Source organism: Pedobacter sp. 22226, from assembly GCF_052045455.1.
In the GTDB taxonomy this organism is placed as follows: Bacteria; Bacteroidota; Bacteroidia; order Sphingobacteriales; family Sphingobacteriaceae; genus Pedobacter; species Pedobacter jeongneungensis.
This window is the reverse complement of record NZ_JBQEPB010000008.1, coordinates 327,377-353,464: the sequence shown is the minus strand read 5'-3', so window position 1 is coordinate 353,464 and position 26,088 is coordinate 327,377. Positions and strand designations below refer to the sequence as shown.

At 38.0% G+C, this 26,088-nt stretch carries 18 protein-coding genes; 11 read left to right on the top strand and 7 right to left on the bottom strand.

Annotated features, from left to right (window positions below):
• Positions 1-110: 110 nt before the first annotated feature.
• The 6 genes from ACTJKC_RS19555 to ACTJKC_RS19530 form a co-directional block, all read right to left on the bottom strand.
• Positions 111-1,901 carry a chloride channel protein gene (locus tag ACTJKC_RS19555; RefSeq protein WP_440794535.1) on the bottom strand — a complete coding sequence of 597 codons (1,791 nt, stop codon included), beginning with the start codon at positions 1,899-1,901 and terminating at the stop codon, positions 111-113.
• Between the two features lie 75 nt (positions 1,902-1,976).
• A complete protein-coding gene (locus ACTJKC_RS19550; protein WP_293309063.1) occupies positions 1,977-2,699 on the bottom strand; it encodes an RluA family pseudouridine synthase in 723 nt (240 codons plus the stop codon).
• A 340-nt stretch (positions 2,700-3,039) separates the two neighbouring features.
• Entirely contained in the window at positions 3,040-3,729 is a 690-nt protein-coding gene (locus ACTJKC_RS19545; protein WP_440794533.1) for a response regulator transcription factor, read from the bottom strand.
• 103 nt (positions 3,730-3,832) lie between these two features.
• Positions 3,833-4,945 carry a redoxin domain-containing protein gene (locus ACTJKC_RS19540; RefSeq protein ID WP_440794531.1) on the bottom strand — a complete coding sequence of 371 codons (1,113 nt, stop codon included), beginning with the start codon at positions 4,943-4,945 and terminating at the stop codon, positions 3,833-3,835.
• A complete protein-coding gene (gatB, locus tag ACTJKC_RS19535; protein WP_440794529.1) occupies positions 4,945-6,408 on the bottom strand; it encodes an Asp-tRNA(Asn)/Glu-tRNA(Gln) amidotransferase subunit GatB in 1,464 nt (487 codons plus the stop codon). Before gatB ends, ACTJKC_RS19540 begins: the two co-directional genes overlap by 1 nt.
• Positions 6,409-6,533: 125 nt before the next feature.
• Complete coding sequence (locus ACTJKC_RS19530) at positions 6,534-7,682, bottom strand: ATP-binding protein (protein WP_440794527.1); 1,149 nt, start codon at positions 7,680-7,682, stop codon at positions 6,534-6,536.
• A gap of 351 nt (positions 7,683-8,033) precedes the next feature.
• On the opposite strand from ACTJKC_RS19530, the gene ACTJKC_RS19525 reads away from it, so the two are divergent.
• Positions 8,034-8,627, top strand: a complete 594-nt coding sequence (locus ACTJKC_RS19525) for a hypothetical protein (RefSeq protein WP_440794526.1) — start codon at positions 8,034-8,036, stop codon at positions 8,625-8,627.
• A 124-nt stretch (positions 8,628-8,751) separates the two neighbouring features.
• Positions 8,752-9,255: a hypothetical protein gene (locus ACTJKC_RS19520; RefSeq protein ID WP_440794524.1), complete on the top strand. Its 504-nt coding sequence runs from the start codon at positions 8,752-8,754 to the stop codon at positions 9,253-9,255.
• Between the two features lie 44 nt (positions 9,256-9,299).
• On the opposite strand, the gene alaS is transcribed toward ACTJKC_RS19520, so the two are convergent.
• The gene (gene alaS / locus ACTJKC_RS19515; protein ID WP_440794522.1) at positions 9,300-11,921 is read right to left on the bottom strand and encodes an alanine--tRNA ligase; all 2,622 of its coding nucleotides are present in this window, start codon (positions 11,919-11,921) and stop codon (positions 9,300-9,302) included.
• Between the two features lie 116 nt (positions 11,922-12,037).
• Here alaS and ACTJKC_RS19510 point away from each other — a divergent pair, with 116 nt between their 5' ends.
• The 9 genes from ACTJKC_RS19510 to ACTJKC_RS19470 all read left to right on the top strand — a co-directional run bounded on the left by ACTJKC_RS19510 (position 12,038) and on the right by ACTJKC_RS19470 (position 26,062).
• A complete protein-coding gene (locus ACTJKC_RS19510; protein ID WP_440794520.1) occupies positions 12,038-12,373 on the top strand; it encodes a MerR family transcriptional regulator in 336 nt (111 codons plus the stop codon).
• A 288-nt stretch (positions 12,374-12,661) separates the two neighbouring features.
• Positions 12,662-14,695 carry a helix-hairpin-helix domain-containing protein gene (locus tag ACTJKC_RS19505; protein WP_440794518.1) on the top strand — a complete coding sequence of 678 codons (2,034 nt, stop codon included), beginning with the start codon at positions 12,662-12,664 and terminating at the stop codon, positions 14,693-14,695.
• A 308-nt stretch (positions 14,696-15,003) separates the two neighbouring features.
• The gene (locus ACTJKC_RS19500) at positions 15,004-16,785 is read left to right on the top strand and encodes a ComEC/Rec2 family competence protein (RefSeq protein WP_440794562.1); all 1,782 of its coding nucleotides are present in this window, start codon (positions 15,004-15,006) and stop codon (positions 16,783-16,785) included.
• 1 nt (position 16,786) lies between these two features.
• A complete protein-coding gene (locus tag ACTJKC_RS19495) occupies positions 16,787-17,563 on the top strand; it encodes an enoyl-CoA hydratase/isomerase family protein (protein ID WP_440794516.1) in 777 nt (258 codons plus the stop codon).
• A 23-nt stretch (positions 17,564-17,586) separates the two neighbouring features.
• The gene (locus ACTJKC_RS19490; RefSeq protein WP_440794514.1) at positions 17,587-18,270 is read left to right on the top strand and encodes a DUF4412 domain-containing protein; all 684 of its coding nucleotides are present in this window, start codon (positions 17,587-17,589) and stop codon (positions 18,268-18,270) included.
• Positions 18,271-18,367: 97 nt separating this feature from the next.
• Complete coding sequence (locus ACTJKC_RS19485; RefSeq protein WP_440794512.1) at positions 18,368-20,536, top strand: S9 family peptidase; 2,169 nt, start codon at positions 18,368-18,370, stop codon at positions 20,534-20,536.
• 133 nt (positions 20,537-20,669) lie between these two features.
• Positions 20,670-21,698, top strand: a complete 1,029-nt coding sequence (locus tag ACTJKC_RS19480) for a ligase-associated DNA damage response exonuclease (protein WP_440794510.1) — start codon at positions 20,670-20,672, stop codon at positions 21,696-21,698.
• A 1-nt stretch (position 21,699) separates the two neighbouring features.
• Entirely contained in the window at positions 21,700-23,289 is a 1,590-nt protein-coding gene (locus tag ACTJKC_RS19475; RefSeq protein WP_440794509.1) for an ATP-dependent DNA ligase, read from the top strand.
• A gap of 298 nt (positions 23,290-23,587) precedes the next feature.
• On the top strand, positions 23,588-26,062 hold the full coding sequence (locus tag ACTJKC_RS19470) for a ligase-associated DNA damage response DEXH box helicase (RefSeq protein ID WP_440794507.1): 2,475 nt from the start codon (positions 23,588-23,590) through the stop codon (positions 26,060-26,062).
• Positions 26,063-26,088: the final 26 nt, after the last annotated feature.

Here is a 26,088-nt window from a genome sequence, read left to right as displayed (position 1 = left end):
ACGGTAGAAATGACAATCATGCGGGATTTTAAGGTTCTCCGGCTAACATTCCAACTTTAAAACATTCCAACATTACAACCCATCTTAACATTGCAACATTAAAACCTCTCTCAACCCATATAATCATTTTGCCTCATCAGCAATGCCCTGTATTTATTAAAAATAGCTGTTTTAGACACAAAACCTAAATATTGATTTTGTGCAGTAAGCACTGGTAAAATCCACACATTATCCTGCTCCATTTTCTCCAGTACCAGTTTCAGGTCATCATTTTCTGCAATCGTATTCGGTGCGGCCTGCACTAAATGAGAAGCCAGTAGATTTTCTTTGTCCGGATGATTGATCATCTTATTAAACAACTCTTCAATATAAATAATACCTTTAAAATCACCCAGTTCATCAGTAACTGCGCAGATATTTTTATGCGATTGCAGAATTTCATTCATCTTAACTGAAATCTGATCGTTCATCTGCAATTGCGGATAACTTTTCTCGATCAGGTATTTCAGCTTCATCTGGTTTAAAACCGTCGTATCCTTGTCCTCGTGTGATAACAATTCTCCCTTATCGGCAAGTGCTTTAGTATAAATAGAGTGTTTTTGTGAGCTGCGGTTAATGGCGTAAGAAATTGCTGTGGTAATCATCAGCGGAACCATCAGGATATATCCTCCGGTAATTTCGGCGATAAGAAATATTCCCGTCAATGGTGCATGCATAATAGAACCTAAGGCGGCAGCCATCCCAGCTACAATAAAATTAGAAACATTCAGCTGTGCAATACCAGATAGATTTACTACATAAGCAAAGATAAACCCGATTAAACCACCCATAATCAAACTTGGAGCAAACGTTCCGCCGTTACCGCCAGCTCCTAAAGTAACCAGTGTGGCGATCGATTTCATAAAAATGGTAACCACTGTAAATAAAACAACCAAAGCCGGGATGGTGTTGTAATCGGCAAAAATACTGTTATTGATCACAGTGTGATAATCACCTTTTAATAACCCTTTTATCGTAATATACCCCTCACCATAAAGTGTTGGAAATAAAAATACCAATGCACCGAGCATCAAACCACCTACAATTACTTTGGTGTAAGGATGTTTTATTTTATAAAATAATCCTTTAACTGCATAATTGGCTTTGGTAAAATAAATGGAAAATAAACCAATAAAACAGGCCAAAATTACATAATAGAACAAGGCGTTTACCTTCCACCCTTCTGTAACCAGAAAGAAAAGTTGTTGCGTGTAAAATAACCTGGCTACCACAGCTGCTGTTGCCGCAGAAAGTAATAAAGGAATAAATGCGGGAATGGTAAACTCTGGCAATAAAATCTCGATGGCAAAAACAATCCCCGCCACCGGACTATTAAAAGCACCTGCAATACCTGCTGCCGCTCCACAAGCTACCAGCATGGTAATTTCGCGATACGATAAGCCTAACAAACGGCCAAGATTGGATCCAATTGCTGATCCGCTGGTTACAATGGGTGCCTCTAAACCGGTAGAACCGCCAAAACCAACTGTAACGGCTGCCGTGATGATTTGCGAGTAAATATTGTGTGCCTCAACCTTACTCGATTTTTTTGAAATGGCATAAAGCAGCGGCGTTAAACCCGTTTCGAATTTCGTTCTGCGGATAAAATATTTGATGTACAAGACCGTCAGAAAAATACCGATCATCGGAAAAATAAAATACAGATAATATTTGTATTTCCAGTGCCAGTCTGACTGAAGAAATTCTTCGATGTGGTGGGTTAAACTTTTTAAAACGGCTGCCGCCAATCCGGCCAAAATCCCGACAATTACGGCCAGGATAATTAAGAAATTACGGTTTGATATTTTAGATTTCCGGTATTGGTTAACCCTATCAAGGTAATTTACAAATCTGATGTACATTCTATTGTTTTTTAAATAGAGGGCGATGCCCAAAAGTAACAAAAACAAAAGGAGAAGCCAATTTAAAGGCCTCTTTTATGCATCAAATTTATCCAGTAATTTTATTAATGTTGCAAAATCTTTAGGGTATGGAGCATCGATTACAATATCCTGATCATTTAATCCTTTAAAAACCAGATGACGGGCGTGTAAAGCAAAACGTTTCATAATGGGTTGTTCCTCTTCACCTTTGGTTAATTTATAACCTCTTTTGATTGAAGAAAGAAAAACAGGTTTTCCTTTGTACATATCGTCGCCCACGATAGCCGCTCTTTGCGTAGCCAAGTGGATCCGGATCTGGTGCATTCTACCCGTAATTGGCTTACATTCTACCAAGGTATAATGTTTGTAGTATTTTAAAGAGTTGAATATCGTTTCTGCCCTTTTACCTTCAGCCCTATCGATGGTTACATTTTTATTGCCATCGTTTAAGATAGGCAGGTCGACCGTTAAATCGTCAAAAATAACATGCCCATCTACCACGGCATGATAGGTTTTATTCACCTTTCTTCTTTCGAACTGCATAGAAGCATGACGGTAACCTTCAGGGTTTTTCGCAATAATTAAAGCACCAGAAGTTTCTTTATCCAAACGGTGGCAAACCTGTGCATCATCGCTATATTGTTTGGCCAGGCGCAAAACGTTGGTTTCCCCCGATCCGCCACGTTCATCGAGCGAGGCTAAAAACGGAGGTTTATTGATCACAATAAAATCGTTGTCTTCGAAAAGAATAAGGTCTTTAAAATTAGGAAACTTCAAACTGTGTGTAATTAATGAAGCGCAAAAATACGATTTTATTTTTATTGGTTGAGGAATTAACCACAGATAAAAAGGATAAACAGATATGGAAAGAGGAAGATCGGCGATAGCATGATGGTCTTACCTTGTGTGTCGTCTTCCTGGCGCATTTTGTCATTCTGAACGCAGTGAAGAATCTCCAGGACATAGAATGTGTTATAAAATAAAAGCAGAGGTATTTAGCAGCAGAGCTAAAATGTAAGAGATTCTTCGTACCTCAGAATGACAGCATAAAAAAAACACAGATTAAGCATCAGAAAAAATCTGTGTTAATCTGTGTCTATCTGTGGTGAAAAATTATTTAAGAAAGCTCAAACTTATAACCCACTCCTTTTACAGTAGATACATAAGTTTCGCCTAATTTTTCCCTTAATTTACGGATGTGTACATCAATAGTCCTGTTGGTTACCACTACAGAATCTTCCCAGATATTTTTAAGGATCGATTCTCTCGTGTAAACTTTTCCTGGTTTAGAAGCCAATAAGTATAACAGTTCAAATTCTTTTTTAGCCAATACTACCTTGTTACCCCCCTGAAAAACCAGGTAAGCTTCACGGTCGATTACCAAATCCCCGATTTCAAGCTTGTTTTCAGATACCTCTTCTGTTCCCGTATTTCTTCTCAAAATCGCATTAATGCGGCTCACCAAAGCGCGTGATTTAATCGGTTTTGCAATATAATCATCGGCACCAACATTAAAACCTGCGATTTCAGAATATTCTTCACTTCTGGCGGTTAAGAAAACCATAAAAGTGTTTTTAAATTCAGGTATTGCACGCATTAAACGGCAAGCCTCAATCCCATCCATTTTAGGCATCATAATATCCAGGATAATTAAATCCGGATGAACCTTTTTCGCAACAGTAATTCCTTCCTGGCCATTGGTCGCTGTGAAAACCTGATAACCTTCTTTCTTTAGGTTATATTCAATAAGTTCCAGAATATCTGGTTCATCATCAACAATTAATATTTTCTGACCTGCGTTGTTCATAGTTAAATATTTGTTACGAAAGTAGTATCTATGATGCAATATTTAGTTAAGTCTAAGTTAAGAAATTGTTAATTACTTAAATTAGTTTAACATGGAATTTGTTTTAACGTAACGTTTTGGCTAAAAATGCTTCCAGTTCGTCGCCACGCAGGTTTTTAGCCACAATTTTTCCAGCTGGATCAACAAGGTAAGAGGTAGGAATCGCCTGTACCTGGTATTTTTTTACGGTTTCGCCATTAAAATCTTTTAATTCCGAAACATGCGTCCAGGTTAAACCATCTGCTTTTACTGCACCTAACCACGCTGCTTTGTCAGTATCTAACGAAATACCGATAATATCGAAGTTTTTGCTTTTATATTTATTGTACACTTTAACTACATTCGGGTTCTCCTGACGGCAAGGCTGGCACCACGAAGCCCAGAAATCGATCAATACATATTTTCCTTTGTAATCGGATAAACTCACCGGTTTATTATCTGCTGTGTTGATGGTAAATGCCGGTGCAACCTGACCAACCTGAACGGCTTTTAATAAGGCCATTTGTTTTACAAAAGCATCAACCGTAGCATTGCCTTTAATTTCTTCTTTAACTTCATCAGCAAACTGCACCAGTTCGGCTTCAAACTCCTGCGGACTCAACGTATTCATCGCATAAAAACTTGCAAGTGTTCCTTTATTATCCTTTGCAAATTTAATAATCTGCGTATTCAGCTGGTTGATATAAGATTCGTACTGAGGTTTCATCGATTCTAACACAGCAGCCCTGTTTTGTGGTTGAGTGGCTACTTTTGCTTCAAAATCTGCCTGTAGTTTTTCAACCTGTTTAGCAAAGTTGTTCCTGATGGCATTCAGTTCTGATAATTTATCCACTTCATTCGCACCAGAAATTTTGTAAGCCATGGTTTTATCTGCTATATCGGCTTCAAGCTTAATGTCATCACCATTTTTTGCAATCAGCATAAATTCATGATTACCTAACGATACCCTGAAAAAATCTACAGATGGGGTTTTACGTGTAAATTTAAATTCGCCTTTTTCTGATAAATTGGTCGAATCAACTGCGATCATATTGCTGTTCTGCATGCCATATAAAAGCACTTTCTTCTCCGTTCCGGGATTTTTGAAAGTTCCATCGATGGTAAAGCTGTCTTTTGGTTTACATGCAGTGAAGGCAACCGCGATCAGCATGATCAGGCTCAATTGTTTTAGTCTCATTATTTCAGTTTTTCAAGTATTAATTCATTTAATTTTTTAGCATCGGCTTTACCCTTGGCCAGTTTCATTACATCGCCAACAAACAAACCTAAAACGCCTTTTTTACCTTTCTTGTACGCTTCTACCTGTTGTGGATATTTATTTAACACTTCATCAATAAAACTACTTAATTCATCGTCATTTTCGGAAATAAGTAGGTTTAATGATTGAGCAAGACCGGTAACATTTGCATTGCCCTGAAGTTCTAAAGCAGGTAATAGTTGCTGAACTGCAATTTGTTGCGTAATTTTTTTATCATCAACAAGATTAATGGCTTCAGCCAGTTGTGAAGGATTTACTTTAAAATCATTAATGGCAATCCCTTTTTCATTTAGAACCGCCCTGATCGGACCGATTAACCAATTGATCAGGCTTTTTTTATTCTTAACAACTGCTATTGCAGCGTTAAAATAATTTAACAGATCCAAATCTTCTGCAAAAAGGGCTGCATCGGCCTTACTGATTCCAAATTCAGCAATCATTTGTTGTGAAATTTCATTTGGCAAAGCCGGCATTGACGATTTGATCTCCGCCAACCACTCATCCGAAATATGGATCGGCTGTAAATCAGGATCAGAGAAATAACGGTAATCGTTAGCTTCTTCTTTGGTACGCATTGGAGAAGTAGTTCCTTTATCGGCATCAAAATTCAAAGTGCTCTGAATAATCCGCCCACCATTATTGGTCACTTCTACCTGACGGCCGAATTCGAAATCCATAGCCCTGCGTACGTTACGCATGGAGTTTAGGTTTTTTACTTCGCAACGGGTTCCGAATTCAGTAGTGCCCTGCGGGCGGATAGAAATATTGGCATCGCAACGCAAACTGCCTTCTTCCATGTTGCCGTCGCTTACATCTAAATGCCTTACCAGTTTCCTGATTTCGCTTAACAGCACAGAAGCTTCTTCCGAACTGCGGATATCGGGCTCGGTTACAATTTCGATTAAAGGAACCCCGGCACGGTTTAAATCAACAAGCGAAAAGTTCTCATCCTGATCATGGATACTTTTGCCGGCATCTTCTTCCAAGTGAATTCTGTTAATACCAATCTTTTTTGTAGAACCATCTGATAATTGTACCTCTAAAAAGCCATTTACGCAGATGGGCTTATTGTCTTGTGTAATCTGATAGCCTTTTGGCAGGTCGGCATAAAAATAGTTTTTCCTGTCGAAATGGTTTACCTGATTAATCGTGCAGTTTAAAGCCAAACCGATACGAATGGCCTTTGCCACCACTTCTTTATTAAGCTTTGGTAAAGCGCCAGGCAAGGCCAGCGAAACGGTTGATATATTTTGATTAGGCAAAGCCCCGAAAGATGCACTATCAGCAGAAAATATTTTGGTATTTGTATTTAACTGAACGTGTATTTCCAGTCCTGAAACGAGTTCGAAAGTATTTTGGGGACTTTTTTCTTGTAAAGGCATTTAAAGCTCGATGTGTGTTTATAAATTATTAGCCATAGATCGGTGCAGATTTAATTTTAATTTGCATGCCATTGATCACTGGTTAAATATTAATGTTTCAAATATAGTTATTATTTAGTCTTTCCTTAAAAAAGGCTTGAAGGAGAAATTTTTAAAAATTCCTGCCATGGCAAGCCACCTGCACCTACCAGAAGCATTTTATCAGGCTTATATATCTTATTAAATGCATCCATGCCTGAGGTTTTGCTTATAAAGCCGGTACTTTTAACTTCAATGCCGACCACTTTGCCTCTTTTTTCTAAAACAAAATCTACCTCATCATTCCGGTGTCGCCAATAAAATACCTTATAGTCCTCAACAAAAGAAGAATTTAAAAGATGTGCGCCTATGGAAGATTCAACCATCCTGCCCCATTCTGCGGGCAGCTTTTTTATTTCTCCGAAAAACTCATTTCTTTGAGCACTCACTAAAGCGTTATTATGCACCTGGAATTTTGGACTGGAAGACCGTTTGCGAACTACATCGGCTGCATATTTCTCTATACCACCAAGCAAGCCAGCAGTATCCAGTAATTCCATATAATGAGATAAGGTAGTGGTATTACCTGCATCTGAAAGCTGACCAACTATTTTGGTGTAGGAAAGGATCTGACCGGAATACAAGCACCCAAGCTCAAATAAACGTTTCATTAAGGCAGGTTTATCCACACGCGTTAGCATTAAAATATCTTTAGAAATACTGGTTTCGATCAAGGCATTTAAAACGTAGCTTTTCCATCTCTCCTCATCCCCGATTAATCCTGCAGAACCCGGGTAACCACCAAACCAAACATACTGCTCTGCGGTAAAGCCGAAAGCGCTTTCCATTTCGGCAAAACTCCAATGCCCTAAATAAGTTAATTCGAACCTTCCTGCCAACGATTCCGTTAATCCCTGCTGAATTAATAATCTTGACGAACCTAACAGGATGACCTTTATGTTTACACCGTTGCGCATGTCTTCATCCCAGAGGCGTTTTACAATTTCGCTCCAGTTATCTATTTTCTGAATCTCATCAATAACTAAAATGTATTCGTGAGTACCAGGTTCTTTCATCAACTCCCTGGTATTGTACCATATTTGTTCAATCCAGGTTCTATCAGAAGCTACAACGGCATCAGCAGACTCAAATATGCAAGGCGTAGCTAAATCTTTTACCAATTGGCTTAATAATGTTGTTTTACCAACCTGTCGGGGGCCAACAAGTACCTGAATAAACCTTTTTGGTTCGTTCATTACCTTTATAAGTTTTTGAAAATGAGACCTTTGAAACATAATATACAATTTACTCAATAAACTGAGTAAATTTACTCAAAGTATTAAGTAAATCCTAATTTAATTATCCTTAACTCGATTTATTAAGCTAAATAAGCCCAGTTATTATCGCGTTAATTACTTAAATACTATGCTATAAATACCTATATAACAATTCATTACATTTATAATTACAATTTACTCAGTAAGATGAGTAAAATTACTCAATGCTTTTGAATAGTTAAAGAATGTTAAATGCAGTTGATGCAATTAAACTACAATCCGGTGGTCTAGTCTATTAACCAAACACACAAGAAACCTTAATTAAAAGTTATGAAAAAATTAGTTTTATTTGCCGCAGTACTGATGGTTTCATTATTCGGCATCAAAAATGCGAAAGCACAGGTTAGCTTAAATATCAATATTGGTTCGCAACCCGTTTGGGGGCCAACAGGTTATGATCATGTAGATTATTATTATTTCCCGGATATTGATGCTTATTATTATGTACCATCTGGCCAATACATTTATTCGAACGGTGGCCGTTGGGTTTGGACAAACAGTTTACCTGCCCAATATGGGAACTTTGATTTATACCGCGCTTATAAAGTGGTAATCAATGAGCCTAAACCCTATTTGAGAAATAACATATACGTAACCAGGTACAGTAAATATAAAAACTATGGCGGCCGTCAAACCATTATCAGAGATAGTCGCGATAGTAAATATTTTGTTGTAAAAGGACATCCGAATTATAACCAAAGACCTGCAAGAAATGTTACTGTTATCAATAACCGTCCGAACCGTGTAGTACAAAAGAATGTAACAAGACCCGCTCAAAATAATGGCCGTCCTCAATTTAAAAATGGTCACGATAATCGTCCTGAGAGAAAGCGTGAAGAAGGCCGTGGTAACGGGCGCCACTAGTAATAATATTTGGTTTTGATTAGGGAGTGCCGTGTGGTGCTCCCTTTTTTCATATCTCTGTTACAATAGAAGTTTTGGCACAGCGTTTGAATTACTGAAGTACACACAAATAAAATGGATTATTATGAAAAAGTTATTTATCATCTCCGCGATTTTAGGTATCGTGGCTTTAACATCTAATCAATCTAACGCTCAGGTAAGTATTAATTTAAATATTGGCGCACAACCTGCTTGGGTTCCGGCAGGCTATCAAAGCGTTGATTATTATTATCTGCCGGAAGTACAATCTTACTATTATGTTCCGCAAAGACAATTTGTTTATTTAAATGGAAACAGGTGGACACGTTCGAGGTATTTACCTGCAAGATATAGAGGGTATGATTTGCACCATGGACGAAAAATTGTAATGTATGGCAACAATCCTTACCGCCATTACAATACACACAGGGTTACTTATGCCAGCCGCAATAATTACTACCGATCATCATATGGTGGTGGAGACAGGATCAGATACCGCGCACCAAGAAACAATTACAGATCTTATCATGTTGATAACAGGCACCACGACAGAAGGGTAAATTCAAGTTTATTCTCCAGAGGACACCGGGAAAAACATGGCAGACATTAAAATAAAAAAAGAGGCTTTAGGGCCTCTTTTTAATTTCCTGATGATTATTGTTGTTGAGTAATAAAGCTCTCTGCTTTTTCCAGCACAACTTTTAATCCTGCCGGATTTTTACCTCCTGCTGTTGCATAGAACGGCTGACCACCGCCACCGCCCTGGATTTCTTTGCCCAGTTCGCGGACAATGTTTGAAGCATTTAATCCTTTTTTAACCAAATGGTCAGAAAGCATTACCGTGATTCCTGGTTTACCATCAATTTCAGTAGTAAAAACCAAAAAAAGGTTATCAATCATATCTTTTAAAGAGAAAGCCAGGTTTTTAACGGCTTCAGCACTTTGTAAATCGATATGTTTGGCAATCAGGTTAATTCCGTTGATCCCCCTTACATGGTGAACAATTTCATGTTTCAAGGTATTTACACGCTCTATTGTCGATTTTTCGATTTCCTTTTTCAGTTTTGCGTTTTCATCCAATAAAGCCTGAACAGATGCTGATAAATCTTTGCTTCCGTTTAATAATGCTTTTAAATGCCCTAATTCTTTTCTCTGATCTAAGAAAAACTGCTCTGCTTTATCAGCAGTAATGGCTTCAATACGACGCACACCTGCAGCTACTGCACTTTCTGAAACAATTTTGAAAGAACCGATCTGCCCGGTGGCTTTTACGTGCGTGCCGCCGCAAAGTTCTTTTGAAAAATGATCGTCAAAAGTAATCATGCGCACAAAATCACCATATTTTTCACCAAATAAAGCTGTTACACCACTTTCAATAGCATCCTGATAAGGAACGTTACGTTGTTCCTTTAACTTAATGTTCTGGCGGATTTTCTGGTTTACGATCACTTCGATCTGAGCCAGTTCTTCATCAGTTACTTTCGCGAAATGAGAAAAATCGAAACGTAAATAATCAGCATTAACCAAAGATCCTTTCTGATTAACATGTTTTCCTAAAACCTGTTTAAGGGCTGCATGCAATAAGTGAGTTGCCGAGTGATTATCTTCCGTTAAAACACGTTTATCTTCATCTACAACCGCCCAAAATTTACCTTCAAGATTATCAGGTAATATATCTGCAAAATGAACGGTTAGTCCGTTTTCTTTCTTGGTATCAGTAATATCAACCCAAAATTGACGGCTATGGTCTTCTAAACGGCCGGTATCTCCTACCTGACCACCACTTTCAGCATAAAAAGGTGTCTGGCGAAGTACAATCTGATATTGCTCTTTTCCTTTCGCTTTTACTTTACGGTATTTTAGAATCTCCGTTTCAATTTCAAGGTCATCATAACCTACAAATTCGCTCTGATCTTCTGCATTTACGACGATCCAATCGCCTGTATCTATGGCTGTTGCAGCGCGGCTATCGTCTTTTTGTTTTTTCAAAGCTTGCTCGTAACCATTCAAATCAACGCTCCAGCCTTTTTCTCTTGCCATTAATTCGGTTAAATCAATAGGAAAACCAAAAGTATCTGATAATTCGAAAGCAAATCCGCCTTCAACTACATTATTGGAAGCCTGATATTTTTCAAAACGCTGAATTCCTGTAGATAAAGTCCTTAAAAACGAAACTTCTTCTTCTAATACTACTTTCTGAACGAAATCCTGTTGCGAAATCAATTCATCAAAAACACCTTTAAATTGCTCTGCCAATAAAGGAACCAATTGATTTAAAAACGGTTCTTTAAAGTTTAAGAAAGTGTAAGCATAACGTACGGCACGACGTAAAATCCTGCGGATTACATAACCAGCTTTATTATTTGATGGCAACTGTCCATCGGCAATTACGAATGAAATCGCACGGATATGATCGGCCATTACACGCATGGCAATGTCTGTTTTCTCGTCGGCACCATATTTTATTCCTGCTTTATCAGAAATAAACTGGATCATTGGCTGAAATACATCAGTATCATAGTTGGATGTTTTCTCCTGTAAAACACGTACCAAACGCTCAAAACCCATACCAGTATCAACATGTTTGGCCGGTAAACTTTGCAGTGAACCATCTTTTAAACGATTAAACTGCATAAATACGTTGTTCCAGATTTCGATCACCTGCGGATGATCGGCATTTACCAGCGTAGCGCCATCTACCAATGCTTTTTCTTCGTCGGTACGGCAATCTACATGGATTTCGGAGCATGGTCCGCATGGTCCGGTATCGCCCATTTCCCAAAAATTGTCTTTTTTATTTCCGGGTAAAATATGGCTTTCATCAACATATTGTTTCCAAAGGTCATAAGCTTCCTGATCTTTTTCCAGGCCTTCTTTTTCATCTCCTTCGAAATAAGTAACATATAACTTTTCCTTCGGGATTTTATAAACCTCGGTCAATAATTCCCAGCTCCAGGCAATGGCTTCTTTTTTAAAATAATCGCCAAAACTCCAGTTGCCCAGCATTTCGAACATGGTGTGGTGGTAAGTATCGATCCCTACTTCTTCCAGGTCGTTATGTTTACCAGAAACGCGCAAACAGCGCTGCGTATCCGCAACACGAGAATATTTTATGGCGGCCTCTCCTAAAAACAAATCTTTAAATTGGTTCATACCCGCATTGGTAAACATCAATGTCGGGTCGTTTTTAACCACAATCGGTGCTGAAGGAACAACATGATGCTGTTTCGATTCAAAAAAACTAAGGAATGCCTGTCTAATCTCTTTTGCTGTCATTTCAATATTATTGGAGGCAACAAAATTAAAATTTTATTACGTTAATAAGGAAAAATCGAGCTACATTTGAATACTTTAATTAATCGATATAAAACACTCATAATCAAGCACAAGTTATGCCGTATAAAGAAAGAGACATTAATAAAATGTATTATACCATGGGCGAGGTGACTGAAATGTTTAATGTAAACGCATCCCAGATCCGTTTTTACGAAAAAGAATTCGATATTCTTCAGCCTAAGAAAAACAAAAAAGGCAACCGTCTTTTTACCCCGGAAGATATAGAAAACCTGAAGATTATCTTCAATCTGGTTGATGAAAAGGGTTTCACTTTAAAAGGTGCAAAAGAATACCTGAAAAACAATAAATCGGACGTGAAAGAGAACCAGAAAATTATCGATTCACTTGAAAAACTGAAAGGTTTTTTAGTGAAACTCGCCGAAGAACTTTAATCTGTATACCTTACACTGCTTTTTAATCCTACAAAACTGTATTTTTATAATTATTTATTTTGTAGTATTTAAAATATATTTCTACATTAGTTTTAATTAATCAACCATCACCCTATTTTCTTTAACTGGCTTAATCTCCGCTTATGAAAATATGGTATCTGCTGTTGATCGATTTATCTTTCAACTATTTTTCTCTCCAGAATAATCTGTCGACTAGTTTTACAACAGTCAGCAATAGCTGTTTGGTTGTTGTTAATGTCTGGTTTTTACAATCCAATCCTGCTATTTATGCTTGCTAGGATCTTAATTATCGCTTTTGTGATGATGGGATTCATTGCAAATGCACAACAGAGCAACGAAACAGAAATAGATATCCGCGATATTCTGGAAAGTGTTACCGAAAGCCTGCCGGATGATTACGATATGACTGAGCTGGTTGATGTGCTAATGAGGTACCGTAAACATCCGATCGACCTTAACCACACCTCTCCGGAAGAATTAAAGAGTCTGGTTTTTCTTTCTCCATTGCAGGTTAGTAACTTTTTCTCTTACGTTAAAGAAAACGGACAATTTGCAGATGTGCTGGAGTTACAAAGCATTGATGGTTTTGATGTTAAAACGGTTCAGAATTTATTACCTTTTGTAGCGGTTAATGTTCTACCGGAGTACCAGCAGCTTAATTTTAAAAACATTTATAATCTTGGCGAAAATGACCTGATGATGCGCTATGCACAGAACTTAGAAAAGCAAAAAGGCTTTACCGATTTGCCCGGAAACCGATATTTGGGTACCCCGGAAAGGTTTCAGACACGTTATCGTTTTAATTATAGTACTATACTTTCTGCTGGCCTCACAATGGATAAGGATGCCGGTGAAAAATTTTTCAGCAAGCCTTTTGATTTTTACTCCGGTAATGTAGCCTTGTTTAAATTAGGCAGGATTAAAAAACTTGTTGTTGGCGATTATACTTTACAATTCGGACAAGGTTTAACTTTGTGGTCGGGCTTCTCTTTTGGTAAAGGACCGGATGTAACCAGCGTAGCCAAAAAGGATTTGGGTTTAAGGCCATACAATTCTACCAACGAATATTCTTTTTTCAGAGGAGCATCGGCAACCTTTAATCTTTTCAAAAATATAGACATTACCCCATTTGTTTCTTTTAGAAATCTTGATGCAAGCCAGAAAACCGATAAGGAAGGAAATCTGGTTCAATCGACCATCAATCAAACCGGCTTGCACCGAACTCCTTCCGAAATAAAAAATAAAAATGTTTTAAGTCAGCAATTATACGGAGCTGTTCTCCAATATACCAAAAATGAATTTGGTATAGGTGCAGTTGCTTACCAAAGTACTTATGGAAATGATTTTGTGGTACAAACTGCTGCTTATGATAAATACAGTTTTACCGGCAAATCATTAACCAATTTAGGGTTGTTTTATAATTATACTTATAAAAACATGTACCTCTATGGCGAGGCGGCCAAAGGTGCCGGCGGCGGCGTTGCTTATATTAACGGTGTACTCGTTAGTTTATCAAAAGTGGTTTCTGCTGCCCTAACCTATCGCGATTATGCCAAAGATTACCATAATTTCTTTAATCAGGCGGTATCCGAATCCAGCGAAGCTGTTAACGAAAAAGGCTTGTACATCGGCTTAAATGTTAATCCAAATAAACAGTGGGCAATTTCAATGTATGGTGATTTTTTTAAGTTTCCGTGGTTAAAATACCGCGTGGATGAACCATCAAAAGGTTACGAAGCATTAGGACAGGTTGTTTATACCCCGGATAAAACCTTTAAAATTTTAGCGCGCTTTAAAACAGAAAAAAAACAACAGAATACCGACCTGGATGTACCTATTAATTTTTTAGATGATGTAAACAAACAAGGATACCGGATTGAAGTAAACTGGCTGCTCAATAAGAATTGGAGCTTTCAAAATCGTGCTGAAGTTTCTCAATACAAAAAGGGAAATGCAAATACAGAATTTGGTTACCTCATTTATCAGGACGTTGATTATTCTCCCATGTTCTCGAAAATTACCGGCAATGTGAGGTTTTCTTATTTCAATACCCCAAGTTACAACAGCAGGATATATGCCTATGAAGATGATGTATTATATAGTTTTAGCTTTGGTATGTACAGCGGAAAGGGTTTCAGGACTTATCTAAACCTGAAATACAATTTGGCTAAAAAGTTAAATATCTGGATGCGGTATGGGTTGTTTATTTACCAGGATGTTGAAACAGTAGGTACTTACCTGGATGAGATTAAGGGTAATAAGAAATCGGAAATTAAAGTTCAGGTGCGCTACCAATTTTAAGGAATGTTTAAAGCTGAATACGTTTTTGTAAGGATATTATTCCCTTTTCTGATTGGTACCGGTATTTTTTATTTCTTTCCCTCAAAAGTGTGCCTGCAATTTCTATCCGTTGTAGTTTTACTAAATTTTCTGTGCATACTCTGTTTAAATATTTGCTATAAAAGGCTGAATATTTATCGCTATAAAGGAACAATTGGTGTTTTGCTGTATCTATTTTTCTTTAACCTGGGCGGCTTACTTTGTTTATTAAATAATCAAACCCTTAAAAATGATTATTTTGGAAACAGCAATTATACTTCCTTAAAAATCTGGGTAAAAGAGAACCACAGCAAAATGGGAATATACTGCGGTTTAAAGCAAATGTAATTGTGGGCTATGAAAAAGATAAGCAGGTTAGGTCGTCGGGCCAATTGCTTGTGGCTTTAAGATTAGATAGCTTAAAACCAATCCAACTAAAATATGGCGATGAAATCATCATCTCTGCAAAATATACGGAAATAGAGCCGCCATATAATCCGGCCGAATTTGATTTTAAGGCCTGGCTCTCGCATCAGAATATTTACCACCAGGCTTTTATTGATCAGGCGCACCTCATTAAAACCAACAATAACATAGGTAATCCAGTTATAAAATATGCCTTAATCCTGAGGGAAAAACAGGTGAAAAAATACCGGAATTTGATTAAAAGCAACGAGGCTTTTGCAGTGGCTTCTACCTTAATTTTGGGTTATCGGGCCGATTTAACTAAAGAAACTTTATCATCATATACCAAAACCGGCACCATACATGCTTTATCAGTTTCAGGGGCACATGTGGCTATTATTTATGTGGTGTTAGATTTTATGCTGATGTTTCTAAACAGGAATCGTTCATTAAAAATCGTCAAATTGATACTGATCTGCACTTTAATATGGAGCTATGCACTGCTAACAGGCTTATCTCCTTCTGTTGTGCGCTCGGCAATTATGATCAGTATTTTAATTACAGCAAAAGTTTTATCCAAAAATACCAACAGTTATAATATTTTGGCGTTCTCTGCATTTTGCCAGTTGCTTTATGATCCCTTTTTAATTTGGGACGTTGGCTTCCAGCTCTCCTACCTTGCTGTTTTCGGTTTGGTTTATCTTCAGCCAAAAATTTATAACCTGCTCTATATTAAACATAAATGGACAGATAAATTATGGAGTTTTATTGCCATGTCGTTAGCAGCGCAAATTGTCACTTTTCCTTTAAGCATTTATTATTTCCATCAATTTCCACTTTATTTTCTTTTTGGTAATCTTTTTATCACGATACCCTTGGTGCTGATGATGTACCTTGGGATTGCTGTTTTGGTTCCATGGTTTAGTTTTTTAGCGCCAGTTTTCGAGTGGATCATCAACTTTACCAATTCAGTATTGAAATGGATCGCTGATTTGCCCTATGCTACTTTTTCATCAATATGGATTAATCTGCCTGAATTTATTTTATTGAGTTTTGCACTTGGCTTGTTTATATATGGCCTGTCAAATTTCAACAAGCGCTTTATATTTTCATCACTCCTTATTTTCGCCGGCTATCAGGTATTGGTTGCCTATGATGACCTGGCTGCATTTCATCAACAAAAGATTATTTTCTTTTCGTTAAGGAAAAACTATGCGGCTGCCTTTATCACAGGAAAAGAAAGCATTCTGGTTACCGATTTAAAAATTACGGATAAAAATTATGACTTTTTTGTAAAACCGGCACTCACACAGCTACAAATAAATAACATCAGTTTTATTAATTTAAAGAAAGATACGGTGCTTAAGAATTTTGTATTGAGAAACCATCAGCTTGTATTTCATCATTATAAGCTATTAGTGGCTGATGAACGTCTAAATTATAAAAAAATGAGTGGAAACGGTGTGTTTTCCAGTCTCTGGATTAGCGGCAATACAAAATTTAAGTTAGAAAGGTTAGCGCCTGAAATAAAATATAAAAATCTAATCATTGATGCTACCAATAAGGATTATAAGATTGAGATTCTTAAAAAAACTGCAGAGAATAATCATTTAGATTTTCATATTTTAAAGAAAAATAAAGCATATTTGGTGCAACTAACCCAATAATATGGAAAATCTGGTTTTATATCAGGTTGCAGAAAGAATTGCAACCTTAACCATTAACCGGCCTGAAAAAAGAAATGCCCTAAATCCTCAGCTCATTTCAGCTTTAACAGCTGCATTTATCCGTGCGGCAGAAGATGACCTGGTTAAGGTAGTTATACTAAATGCGAATGGCGATTCGTTTAGTGCCGGTGCCGATTTAGGCTACCTGCAACAGTTGCAACACAATACCTTTGAAGAAAATGTTGCTGATTCCAATCATCTAAAAAAACTGTTTACCACCATTTATTACCTGCCAAAAGTAGTTATAGCACAGGTTGAAGGACATGCCATTGCCGGTGGCTGCGGTTTGGCAACAATCTGCGACATTGTTTTTGCAACCCCCGAAAGTAATTTTGGTTATACTGAGGTTAAAATAGGTTTTGTGCCAGCCATTGTTTCCTGCTTTTTAAAACAAAAGGTTAGCGAATCGGTTGCTAAAGAAATCTTATTGACCGGAAAAACCTTCTCTGCTGAACAGGCACTTAAATATAATTTGATAAATTTTGTAACAAATTCATCCGAAATTCATCAAAACGTAAGAGAATTTGCATTAAGTTTGTGTAGCGGGAGTTCTGGCAATTCGTTAATGGTTACAAAACAATTGATTACGCAAACCACCAATCCCCTGCTTGAAAAATGCCTTGAAACTGCGGTACAGATCAATGCCCGTGTACGGGAGAGTGAAGATTTTAAAAAAGGAATTTCTTCATTTTTAAACAAAGAAAAAATTAACTGGTAAATAACTAAACTGAAATAAAAAACATGTTAAAATCAATCAAAACAAGCGTTGTTGCTTTAATCTTAGTAAGTAGCGCCGTTATCGCCCATGCGCAAAAGAAAATAGCTGAAGGTACAATTACCTATGGCCTGGCGTATAAATTAACTGAAGAACAAAAAGCTGCAATGGGCGGACAAGAACCACCTGCAGAATTGAAAGTTAAATTTAATAATGGTTTAACCAAAATCGAAATGGAACAAGGTCCTGCTTTAATCGGTATTGTTTCTGATAACAATGAGAGAACAGGTTTGCTTTTAATTGATGTTCCGGTTGCACAAAAACAGTTTGCAGTAAAACAAACTAAAGCTGATATTGAAAAAGCAATGGGCGCTATCCCTAAATATTTTGATTTCAAAGCTACAGGCGAAAAACAAACTATTGGTGGTTTTAGTGCTGAAAAATATTCTTATAAAGATGATAAAGGTGCAACGCTTGAATTATGGGCTACAAAAGATGTTGAATTACCAAACGTTGGTTCTCAAAACTATTTCCCTGGTTTAGCTGCTTTTCCTGTAAAATATACATTGGTTCAAAGAGGTGTAGAAACTACTACTACCCTAAAATCGGTTGTTGAAGGTAAAGTTGGTGCCATTTCGAAAGAAGTACCAACAGGTTACGAAGTAGTAACAATGGAAGATTTAGCAAAAATGCAAGGTGGTGGTGAATAATTAACCAAATCCTGCTAATTAATGGCTTTTTAACTGCCGGCTTTTTATTTAAATTAGCCGAAAAGTTAAAAAGCTTTTTTTATGCCCCAAATTATATATGATTAAAAACTTATTATTCAGATTATCAATTGCCTGCATCGCTTTATGTACGTTAATTGATGCAAAAGCCCAAAGTATCAACTGGGCAAAAGATGGTAACTCTTACTACCAGATTGCAAGCGGAGAAATTATCTCGGTTACGCTTCCAAAAAGCGACAAAAAAACAATTATTTCCAGAGCGTTACTAACGCCGGCAGGAAAAAATAATGCCATTGCGGTAAGAAGTTTCCAGTTATCTGACGATGGTACAAAAGCTTTAATCTACACCAACAGTAAAAAAGTTTGGCGTTATGATACCCGTGGCGATTATTGGCTGGCTGATTTAACGGCTAACAATATTACCCAAATCGGGAAAGATAAACCGGCATCATCTCTAATGTTTGCAAAATTATCGCCGGATGGAAGTAAAGTAGCCTACGTAAGCAAACACAATTTATATGTAGAAAATATCGACGGATCAGGTTCAAAAGCTTTAACCACTGATGGTACCGATCGCCTGATTAACGGTACTTTTGATTGGGTTTACGAAGAAGAATTTGATTGTCGTGATGGTTTTAGATGGAGTCCTGACGGGAAATCTATTGCTTACTGGCAAATTGATGCAACCAGGATCAAAAACTTTTTGATGATCAACAATACGGATTCAATTTATCCTTATACCATTCCGGTAGAATATCCAAAAGTAGGCGAAAATCCTTCTGTTTGCAAGGTTGGTGTGGTTGATGTTGCATCTGCCAAAACAAACTGGTTAAATGTTCCGGGCGATAATATTCAGCATTACATTCCACGTATGCAGTGGGTACCAAACAGCAATAACATTATTTTACAACAGCTTAACCGCGAGCAGAACGAAAGCAAAGTATTTATCTGCAATGCTAGTACAGGTGATGCAAAAGCCATCTACACCGAAAAAGCAAAAGCATGGATCGATCCACAGGATGAATGGAAATGGTTAAACGACAATAAAGAATTTACCATTGTATCAGACAAAGATGGCTGGAACCATTTGTACAGAATTAGCATTGACGGAAAAAAAGAAACTTTGGTTACAAAAGGCAATTACGATGTAATTGATGTGAAATTAATCGATGTAAAAAACAATACGGTTTATTTCCTTGCCTCGCCAACAAATGCCACGCAGAAATATCTTTTTAAAACAAAGTTGGATGGAAAAGGGAAATTAGAACAGGTTACCCCTTCTATCCTTCCTGGTACTCATAATTATGATATTTCTCCTAATGCTGCATTTGCCCGTCATACTTATAACAGTTCGATTGTAAGACCAATTACTGAGTGGATGAATTTCACCACAGGCAATCCGTTTACTATGGATGGAAGTGTTACTACACAACTATCAAAACAGGAAGCCCCTAAAAATAAGGTTGAGTTTTTCAAAGTAACCACCGAAGATGGCATTGAAATGGACGGCTGGATGAAAAAACCTGATAATTTTAATCCTGCTAAAAAATATCCTGTTGTATTTTATGTTTATGGCGAGCCTGCTTCACCAACAGCAGCAGATACTTATGGTGCGGGAAGAAACTTCTTATATGCCGGCGATATGGCTAAAGATGGTTATATCTATATATCAATGGATAACAGAGGTGCACCGGTGCCGAAAGGAAGCGCTTGGCGTAAAAGTATTTATAAAAATATTGGTGTAATCAATATCCGCGATCAGGCCATGGCTGCTAAAAAACTATTGGCTACCAATGCCTTTATGGATAAAGACCGTGTAGCGGTTTGGGGCTGGAGCGGTGGTGGCTCATCAACCTTAAACCTGATGTTCCAATATCCTGAAATCTACAAAACAGGTATTGCCATTGCTGCGGTAGGCAATCAGTTAACTTACGATAATGTTTATCAGGAACGTTATATGGGTACGCCTTTCCCTAGTAAAGAAGCTTATGTTAAAGGTTCTCCTATTACTTATGCTAAAAACCTGAAAGGTAATTTATTGTATATCCATGGCACCGGCGATGATAACGTACATTATCAAAATGCCGAAATGCTGATCAACGAACTGATTAAAAACAGAAAAGTTTTTCAGTTAATGAGTTATCCTAACCGTACGCACAGTATTTCAGAAGGTGAAGGAACAAGCGAACACCTTTCGCTAACCTACACCAAATTTTTAAAAGAAAACTGTCCTCCGGGAGCAAGATAGAAAATTTAAAAAGCAGCTTTCGGGCTGCTTTTTTTATGCGATAAAACTTTGGTTATGTATATATGATAACCTTAGTGTTGAAGTTAAGCACTATGGTTTCAAAACCAATCCCTGAAACCATTGTTTACTAGCTATGGCATTAATCGAATTTACCAAAAGAGGCATTTACTGTAAACAGGGCGATTTTTATGTAGACCCCTGGTGGCCTGTAGATTATGCCGTAACTACACATGGACATAGCGATCACGTGCGGTTTGGAAATAAATATTACCTCTGCCATACTTTAACAAAGCCCATTATCAAACGCAGGATTAGCGAAGATTTAAATGTTGAAACATTGGAATACGGAGAAAGTATTGTTCGTAACGGTGTAAATATTTCTTTTTTCCCTGCAGGGCACATTATTGGTTCTGCACAGGTACGTTTAGAATATAAAGGCGAAATCTGCGTAATATCGGGCGATTATAAAATTGAAGATGATGGGATCACCGTACCATTTGAACCCGTAAAATGCCATTCTTTTGTTTCAGAAAGCACTTTTGGCCTGCCAGTTTACAAATGGCAAAGACAGGAGATTGTTTTTAACGGAATCCGGAATTGGATAAACGATAACATTAATCAACAGAAAACCAGCGTATTAATTGCCTATAGTTTGGGCAAAGCACAGCGTTTAATTAAAAACCTGGCCGGCGATATTCCGATTTATGTACATAACAGTATTGCCAACCTGAACGAAGTAATTATAGAAGCAGGTGTAAACCTTCCAAAAACGATTAGGATTACTCCTGAAACCACTAAAGATGATTTGCAGAAAGGAATAGTAATTGTGCCGCCCGCGATGCGCGATAGCCGCTGGATCAAGAATTTATCACATCCTGTTACCGGAATATGCTCTGGCTGGATGCAGGTTCGGGCGCACCGCCGCTGGCAAAGTGCCGATGCCGGTTTTGCATTAAGTGATCATGCAGATTGGCCTGGATTGATGGAAGCCATTACCGCAACAGGTGCAGAAAAAGTTTATGTTACGCATGGTTTTACTGCGGCTTTTAGTCGTTTTTTAAATGATGAAGGTATAGAAGCCGCAGAAGTTTTAACCAAGTTTGGTCAGGAAGATGATGAAGAAAACAAGGTGGATTTAGCTGAGCAAAACGAAAATAAATAATATGAAACGTTTTGCCAAACTGATCCATCAGCTCGAACTGAGCAATAAAACCAACGATAAAATCGCGGCTTTGGTTGATTATTTTAACCACGCCGATGATAAAGATAAAGTATGGGTGATTGCCTTATTTACTGGTAAAAAACCTAAAAGACCTATTAAATCGGCCTTACTTAAATATTGGGCGATTGACATTACCGAAACGCCTGAATGGTTATTTGCCGAAAGTTATTCTAATGTTGGCGATTTAAGCGAAACCATCGCTTTATTATTACCTCCAGCCGAAAATACGTCAGATTTTCAATTGCATACCTGGATCGAAGAATTGCACGATCTGGAAGGCAAAGATGATGAAACTAAGAAAGATTTTATTTTAAATGCCTGGAACAAACTCGAAACACAGGAACGTTTTATTTTTAATAAACTAATTTCGGGTAATTTCAGGATCGGTGTTTCCAATAAAATGCTTGTAAATGCATTGGCCAAACAAAGCAGTTTAGATAGTGCCCAGATTATGCACAGCATTATGGGTAAATGGAATCCTTATGAGATTACCTTTCATGAACTGATTAATGGCATCCATGTAAATACCGATAACTCCTGGCCTTACCCTTTTTGCCTGGCCTATGCTTTAGAACAGGAACCCGAAAAACTTGGCGATATTTCTGAATGGCAGGCCGAATGGAAATGGGACGGAATCCGCGGGCAGATTGTAAAACGGAACGGCGAACTTTTTATCTGGAGCCGTGGCGAAGAACTGGTGACGGAACAGTTTCCTGAACTGCATTTTATGATTGACGTTTTGCCTGACGGCGTAGTTTTAGATGGCGAAATTTTGGCGGTACAGGATAAACAGGTTTTATCATTCAGCACTCTGCAACAGCGTTTAAATCGTAAAACGATTAATAAAAAACAGTTGGAAGATGCGCCTATCGGATTTTTTGTTTACGATATCCTGGAATATGAAGCGAAAGATTTCAGGGAAGAACCCTTAAGTGAAAGAAGAAAAATACTCGAAAAATTAATTGGTGGACTGGATGAAAGTCCGGTGATTATTTCTCCGGTAATCAGTTGTAATACGTGGGAAGAACTGGCCGAATTAAGACAAACTTCACGTTCGATCAATAGCGAAGGGATTATGCTTAAAAAACTGAGTTCGCATTACCACAGTGGCAGAAAGCGCGGAGATTGGTGGAAATGGAAAATCAATCCCTACACGGTTGATGCGGTAATGATTTATGCTCAAAAAGGAAGCGGTAGAAGGGCCAATTTCTTTACTGATTATACTTTTGCTGTTCGTGATGGAGAAAACCTGGTAACGATTGCAAAAGCCTATTCGGGTTTAACAGACAAGGAAATTAAAGAAGTGAACAGTTTTGTAACCCGCAATGCGATCGAAAAATTTGGTCCGGTACGTACGGTAAAACCCGAACTGGTTTTCGAAATTGCATTTGAAGGAATTGCGGAGAGTAAACGGCATAAAGCAGGATTAGCTTTACGTTTTCCGCGTATATTGCGGTGGCGAAAAGATAAAAAAGCAGATGAAATTAATACTTTGGAGGATTTGAGGCAATTGCTGCAATCTACCTTGTAATGCGATTCTATGATCTGTGTCCTCACAAACCATTATGATCATAACTAAAAGATTTCGGTCTGTATGGGCACAAACTGATGGAAATTTAATAGAATAGTTAGCCTACGTAGGTTTGCCTTGCTATTTTAAACCCGACAGCAGCGATACCCTTTTTTGTTTAAGGATAATCAGTTTTATCGTTGATTTACAAAAAAGGTTTAGCGCATGGCGGGACTGAAGCAACCGAAGGATTACTGATATTGCTTTTCAAAAAAAACAAAACTCATAAATATAAAACCAATAGGGAAATACATTAGGCATGGACCAAACCAAAACCAAAGGTTATAAAAAGATAAAAAGCTGGCTAAAAACCAATAAACGAAGGCCTTTTCAATTTCAGGAAGATGCCTGGCAGTATTATCTTAATGGCTACAGCGGTTTGGTAAATGCACCCACAGGCTTCGGAAAAACTTTTTCGTTATTTTTAGCGGTGGTAATTGAAGCTTTAAATGCATCAGAAGCCAGTAATAAAAAAGCAAAAGACCGTTTACAGTTGATCTGGATTACCCCGCTCCGCTCTTTAGCAAAAGACATTGCAAGGGCCATGCGCGAAACTTTATTGGAACTGGAACTGGATTGGCACGTGGGGGTCCGCAACGGCGATACCTCGCAGGCAGAAAAAGTACAGCAAAAAAAATCGATGCCCGAAATTTTGTTGATTACCCCGGAGAGCCTGCACCTGTTGCTGGCACAAAAGGGTTCTTCTACCCTGTTCCGGAATCTTAAATGCATTGTGGCAGATGAATGGCATGAACTTTTAGGGAGCAAACGCGGAGTATTGGTTGAGCTGGCGGTATCGCGGATTAAAGGTTTGCAAAAATTAGAAAAAAATCAATTTTTAAGGATCTGGGGGATTTCTGCTACCATTGGCAACATCGATGAAGCTTTAGATGTTTTAGAGCCAAATTTAGATGCCAAACGTGTTATTGTTAAAGCTGATTTAGAAAAGAAAATTGTAATTAAATCCATTATACCCGACGATATTGAGACACTGCCCTGGGCAGGGCATTTGGGCTTAAAACTAGCTTACAAACTTTTGCCGATTATTGAAAAGAGCAAAACCACTTTAATTTTCATCAATACCCGCGGACAATCGGAAATGTGGTACCAGCACTTGCTGAATATCGAACCTGAACTGGCCGGGCGCATTGCCATACACCACGGATCGATAGATTTTGAACTCCGGAACTGGATTGAAGATGCTTTACATACGGGACAACTTAAAGCCGTAATTGCCACTTCGTCGTTAGATTTAGGTGTCGATTTTAAACCGGTTGATACGGTTGTTCAGGTGGGTTCGCCGAAGGGTGTCGCCAGGTTTTTGCAGAGAGCAGGCCGTTCGGGCCACTCCCCTCACGAAACCTCCAAAATATATTTCCTGCCTACCCATGCGCTTGAATTGGTAGAAGCCGCGGCCATTAAAGAAGCGGCTAAAACCAACAATATAGAAAGCCGTGAGCCTTTTATTATGGTGTTTGATACATTGGTGCAATACCTGGTTACATTGGCTATAGGCGACGGATTTGACGATAAAATCATCTACGAAGAAATTAAAAACACCCATGCTTTCAAACTTATTCTCCCTGAAGAATGGACCTGGGTAATGCAATTTATTACTTCGGGGGGCGATAGTTTAAGTGCTTACACAGAATTTAAAAAGGTAGTGAAAGAGGACGGAATTTGGAAAGTAAAAAGCCGTCAACTGGCCATGCGCCACCGTTTACACATCGGTACTATTGTAAGTGATGCGATGCTGAAAGTCAAATTTATTTCAGGGGGCTACATTGGTATGGTGGAAGAATATTTTGTTACCCGTTTAAAAGTAGGAGATAATTTCCGCCTGGCAGGCCGGGTTTTAGAATTTATCCAGGTGAAAGATATGACGGTTGTAGTAAGGGTAAGCAAGCAAAAAAACGCCATTTCCCCTAGCTGGAACGGAGGCCGACTACCCTTATCATCTAATTTAGGTTCTGTATTGCGGAAGAAATACAATGAGGCGCTTGATAAAACCCATCAGGATGAGGAACTGGATTCTGTTTACCCATTGTTTTTATTGCAGGAAAAACGTTCTCACGTACCAAGAAATGATGAGTTACTAATTGAGCTGATTAACAATAAAGAAGGTTTCCATTTATTTGCCTATCCGTTTGAAGGGCGTTTGGTGCATGAGGTTTTAGCCGCTTTGGTTGCTTATCGCTTAAGTAAATTGCTGCCGATCAGTTTTTCGATCGCCATGAACGATTATGGTTTCGAATTGTTAAGTGAAACGGAAATCCCTATGGATGAATCGATTGCTTACGAAGTTTTTTCCCCTAAAAATTTAACGGAAGATATTACGTTAAGTATTAACTCCACTGAAATGGCAAGGCGTAAATTCAGGGATATTGCGTGTATTTCGGGATTGGTTTTTCAGGGTTACCCGGGTAAATATGTCGCAAATAAACATCTCCAGTCATCTGCAGGTTTGTTTTTTAATGTTTTTAGCGATTACGACAAACATAATTTACTTTTGCGCCAGGCATACGATGAGGTTTTTTATCAGCAACTGGAAGAACCCCGGTTGGCAGCCGCTTTAGAAAGGATCCAGAATGGAGCAGTTATCATTACCAATCCGAAAAGTTTTACGCCGCTCTCTTTTCCGATTAAGGTAGATAGTTTACGCGAAAATATGAGTTCGGAAGAGTTGGAGCAACGGATTGCCAGGATGAAAGCCGAATCAGAGAAAATTAAATAGATACATGATCTTGTGCAGTCAGAAAT

Excerpts from the sequence above, each read along its gene's own strand:
- ACTJKC_RS19555 (WP_440794535.1), bottom strand. The coding sequence starts at position 1,901 with ATGTACATCAGATTTGTAAATTACCTTGATAGGGTTAACCAATACCGG.
- ACTJKC_RS19545 (WP_440794533.1), bottom strand. The coding sequence starts at position 3,729 with ATGAACAACGCAGGTCAGAAAATATTAATTGTTGATGATGAACCAGAT.
- ACTJKC_RS19540 (WP_440794531.1), bottom strand. The coding sequence starts at position 4,945 with ATGAGACTAAAACAATTGAGCCTGATCATGCTGATCGCGGTTGCCTTC.
- gatB (WP_440794529.1), bottom strand. The coding sequence starts at position 6,408 with ATGCCTTTACAAGAAAAAAGTCCCCAAAATACTTTCGAACTCGTTTCA.
- ACTJKC_RS19530 (WP_440794527.1), bottom strand. The coding sequence starts at position 7,682 with ATGAACGAACCAAAAAGGTTTATTCAGGTACTTGTTGGCCCCCGACAG.
- ACTJKC_RS19525 (WP_440794526.1), top strand. The coding sequence starts at position 8,034 with ATGAAAAAATTAGTTTTATTTGCCGCAGTACTGATGGTTTCATTATTC.
- ACTJKC_RS19520 (WP_440794524.1), top strand. The coding sequence starts at position 8,752 with ATGAAAAAGTTATTTATCATCTCCGCGATTTTAGGTATCGTGGCTTTA.
- alaS (WP_440794522.1), bottom strand. The coding sequence starts at position 11,921 with ATGACAGCAAAAGAGATTAGACAGGCATTCCTTAGTTTTTTTGAATCG.
- ACTJKC_RS19510 (WP_440794520.1), top strand. The coding sequence starts at position 12,038 with ATGCCGTATAAAGAAAGAGACATTAATAAAATGTATTATACCATGGGC.
- ACTJKC_RS19505 (WP_440794518.1), top strand. The coding sequence starts at position 12,662 with ATGCTTGCTAGGATCTTAATTATCGCTTTTGTGATGATGGGATTCATT.
- ACTJKC_RS19495 (WP_440794516.1), top strand. The coding sequence starts at position 16,787 with ATGGAAAATCTGGTTTTATATCAGGTTGCAGAAAGAATTGCAACCTTA.
- ACTJKC_RS19490 (WP_440794514.1), top strand. The coding sequence starts at position 17,587 with ATGTTAAAATCAATCAAAACAAGCGTTGTTGCTTTAATCTTAGTAAGT.
- ACTJKC_RS19485 (WP_440794512.1), top strand. The coding sequence starts at position 18,368 with ATGATTAAAAACTTATTATTCAGATTATCAATTGCCTGCATCGCTTTA.
- ACTJKC_RS19480 (WP_440794510.1), top strand. The coding sequence starts at position 20,670 with ATGGCATTAATCGAATTTACCAAAAGAGGCATTTACTGTAAACAGGGC.
- ACTJKC_RS19475 (WP_440794509.1), top strand. The coding sequence starts at position 21,700 with ATGAAACGTTTTGCCAAACTGATCCATCAGCTCGAACTGAGCAATAAA.
- ACTJKC_RS19470 (WP_440794507.1), top strand. The coding sequence starts at position 23,588 with ATGGACCAAACCAAAACCAAAGGTTATAAAAAGATAAAAAGCTGGCTA.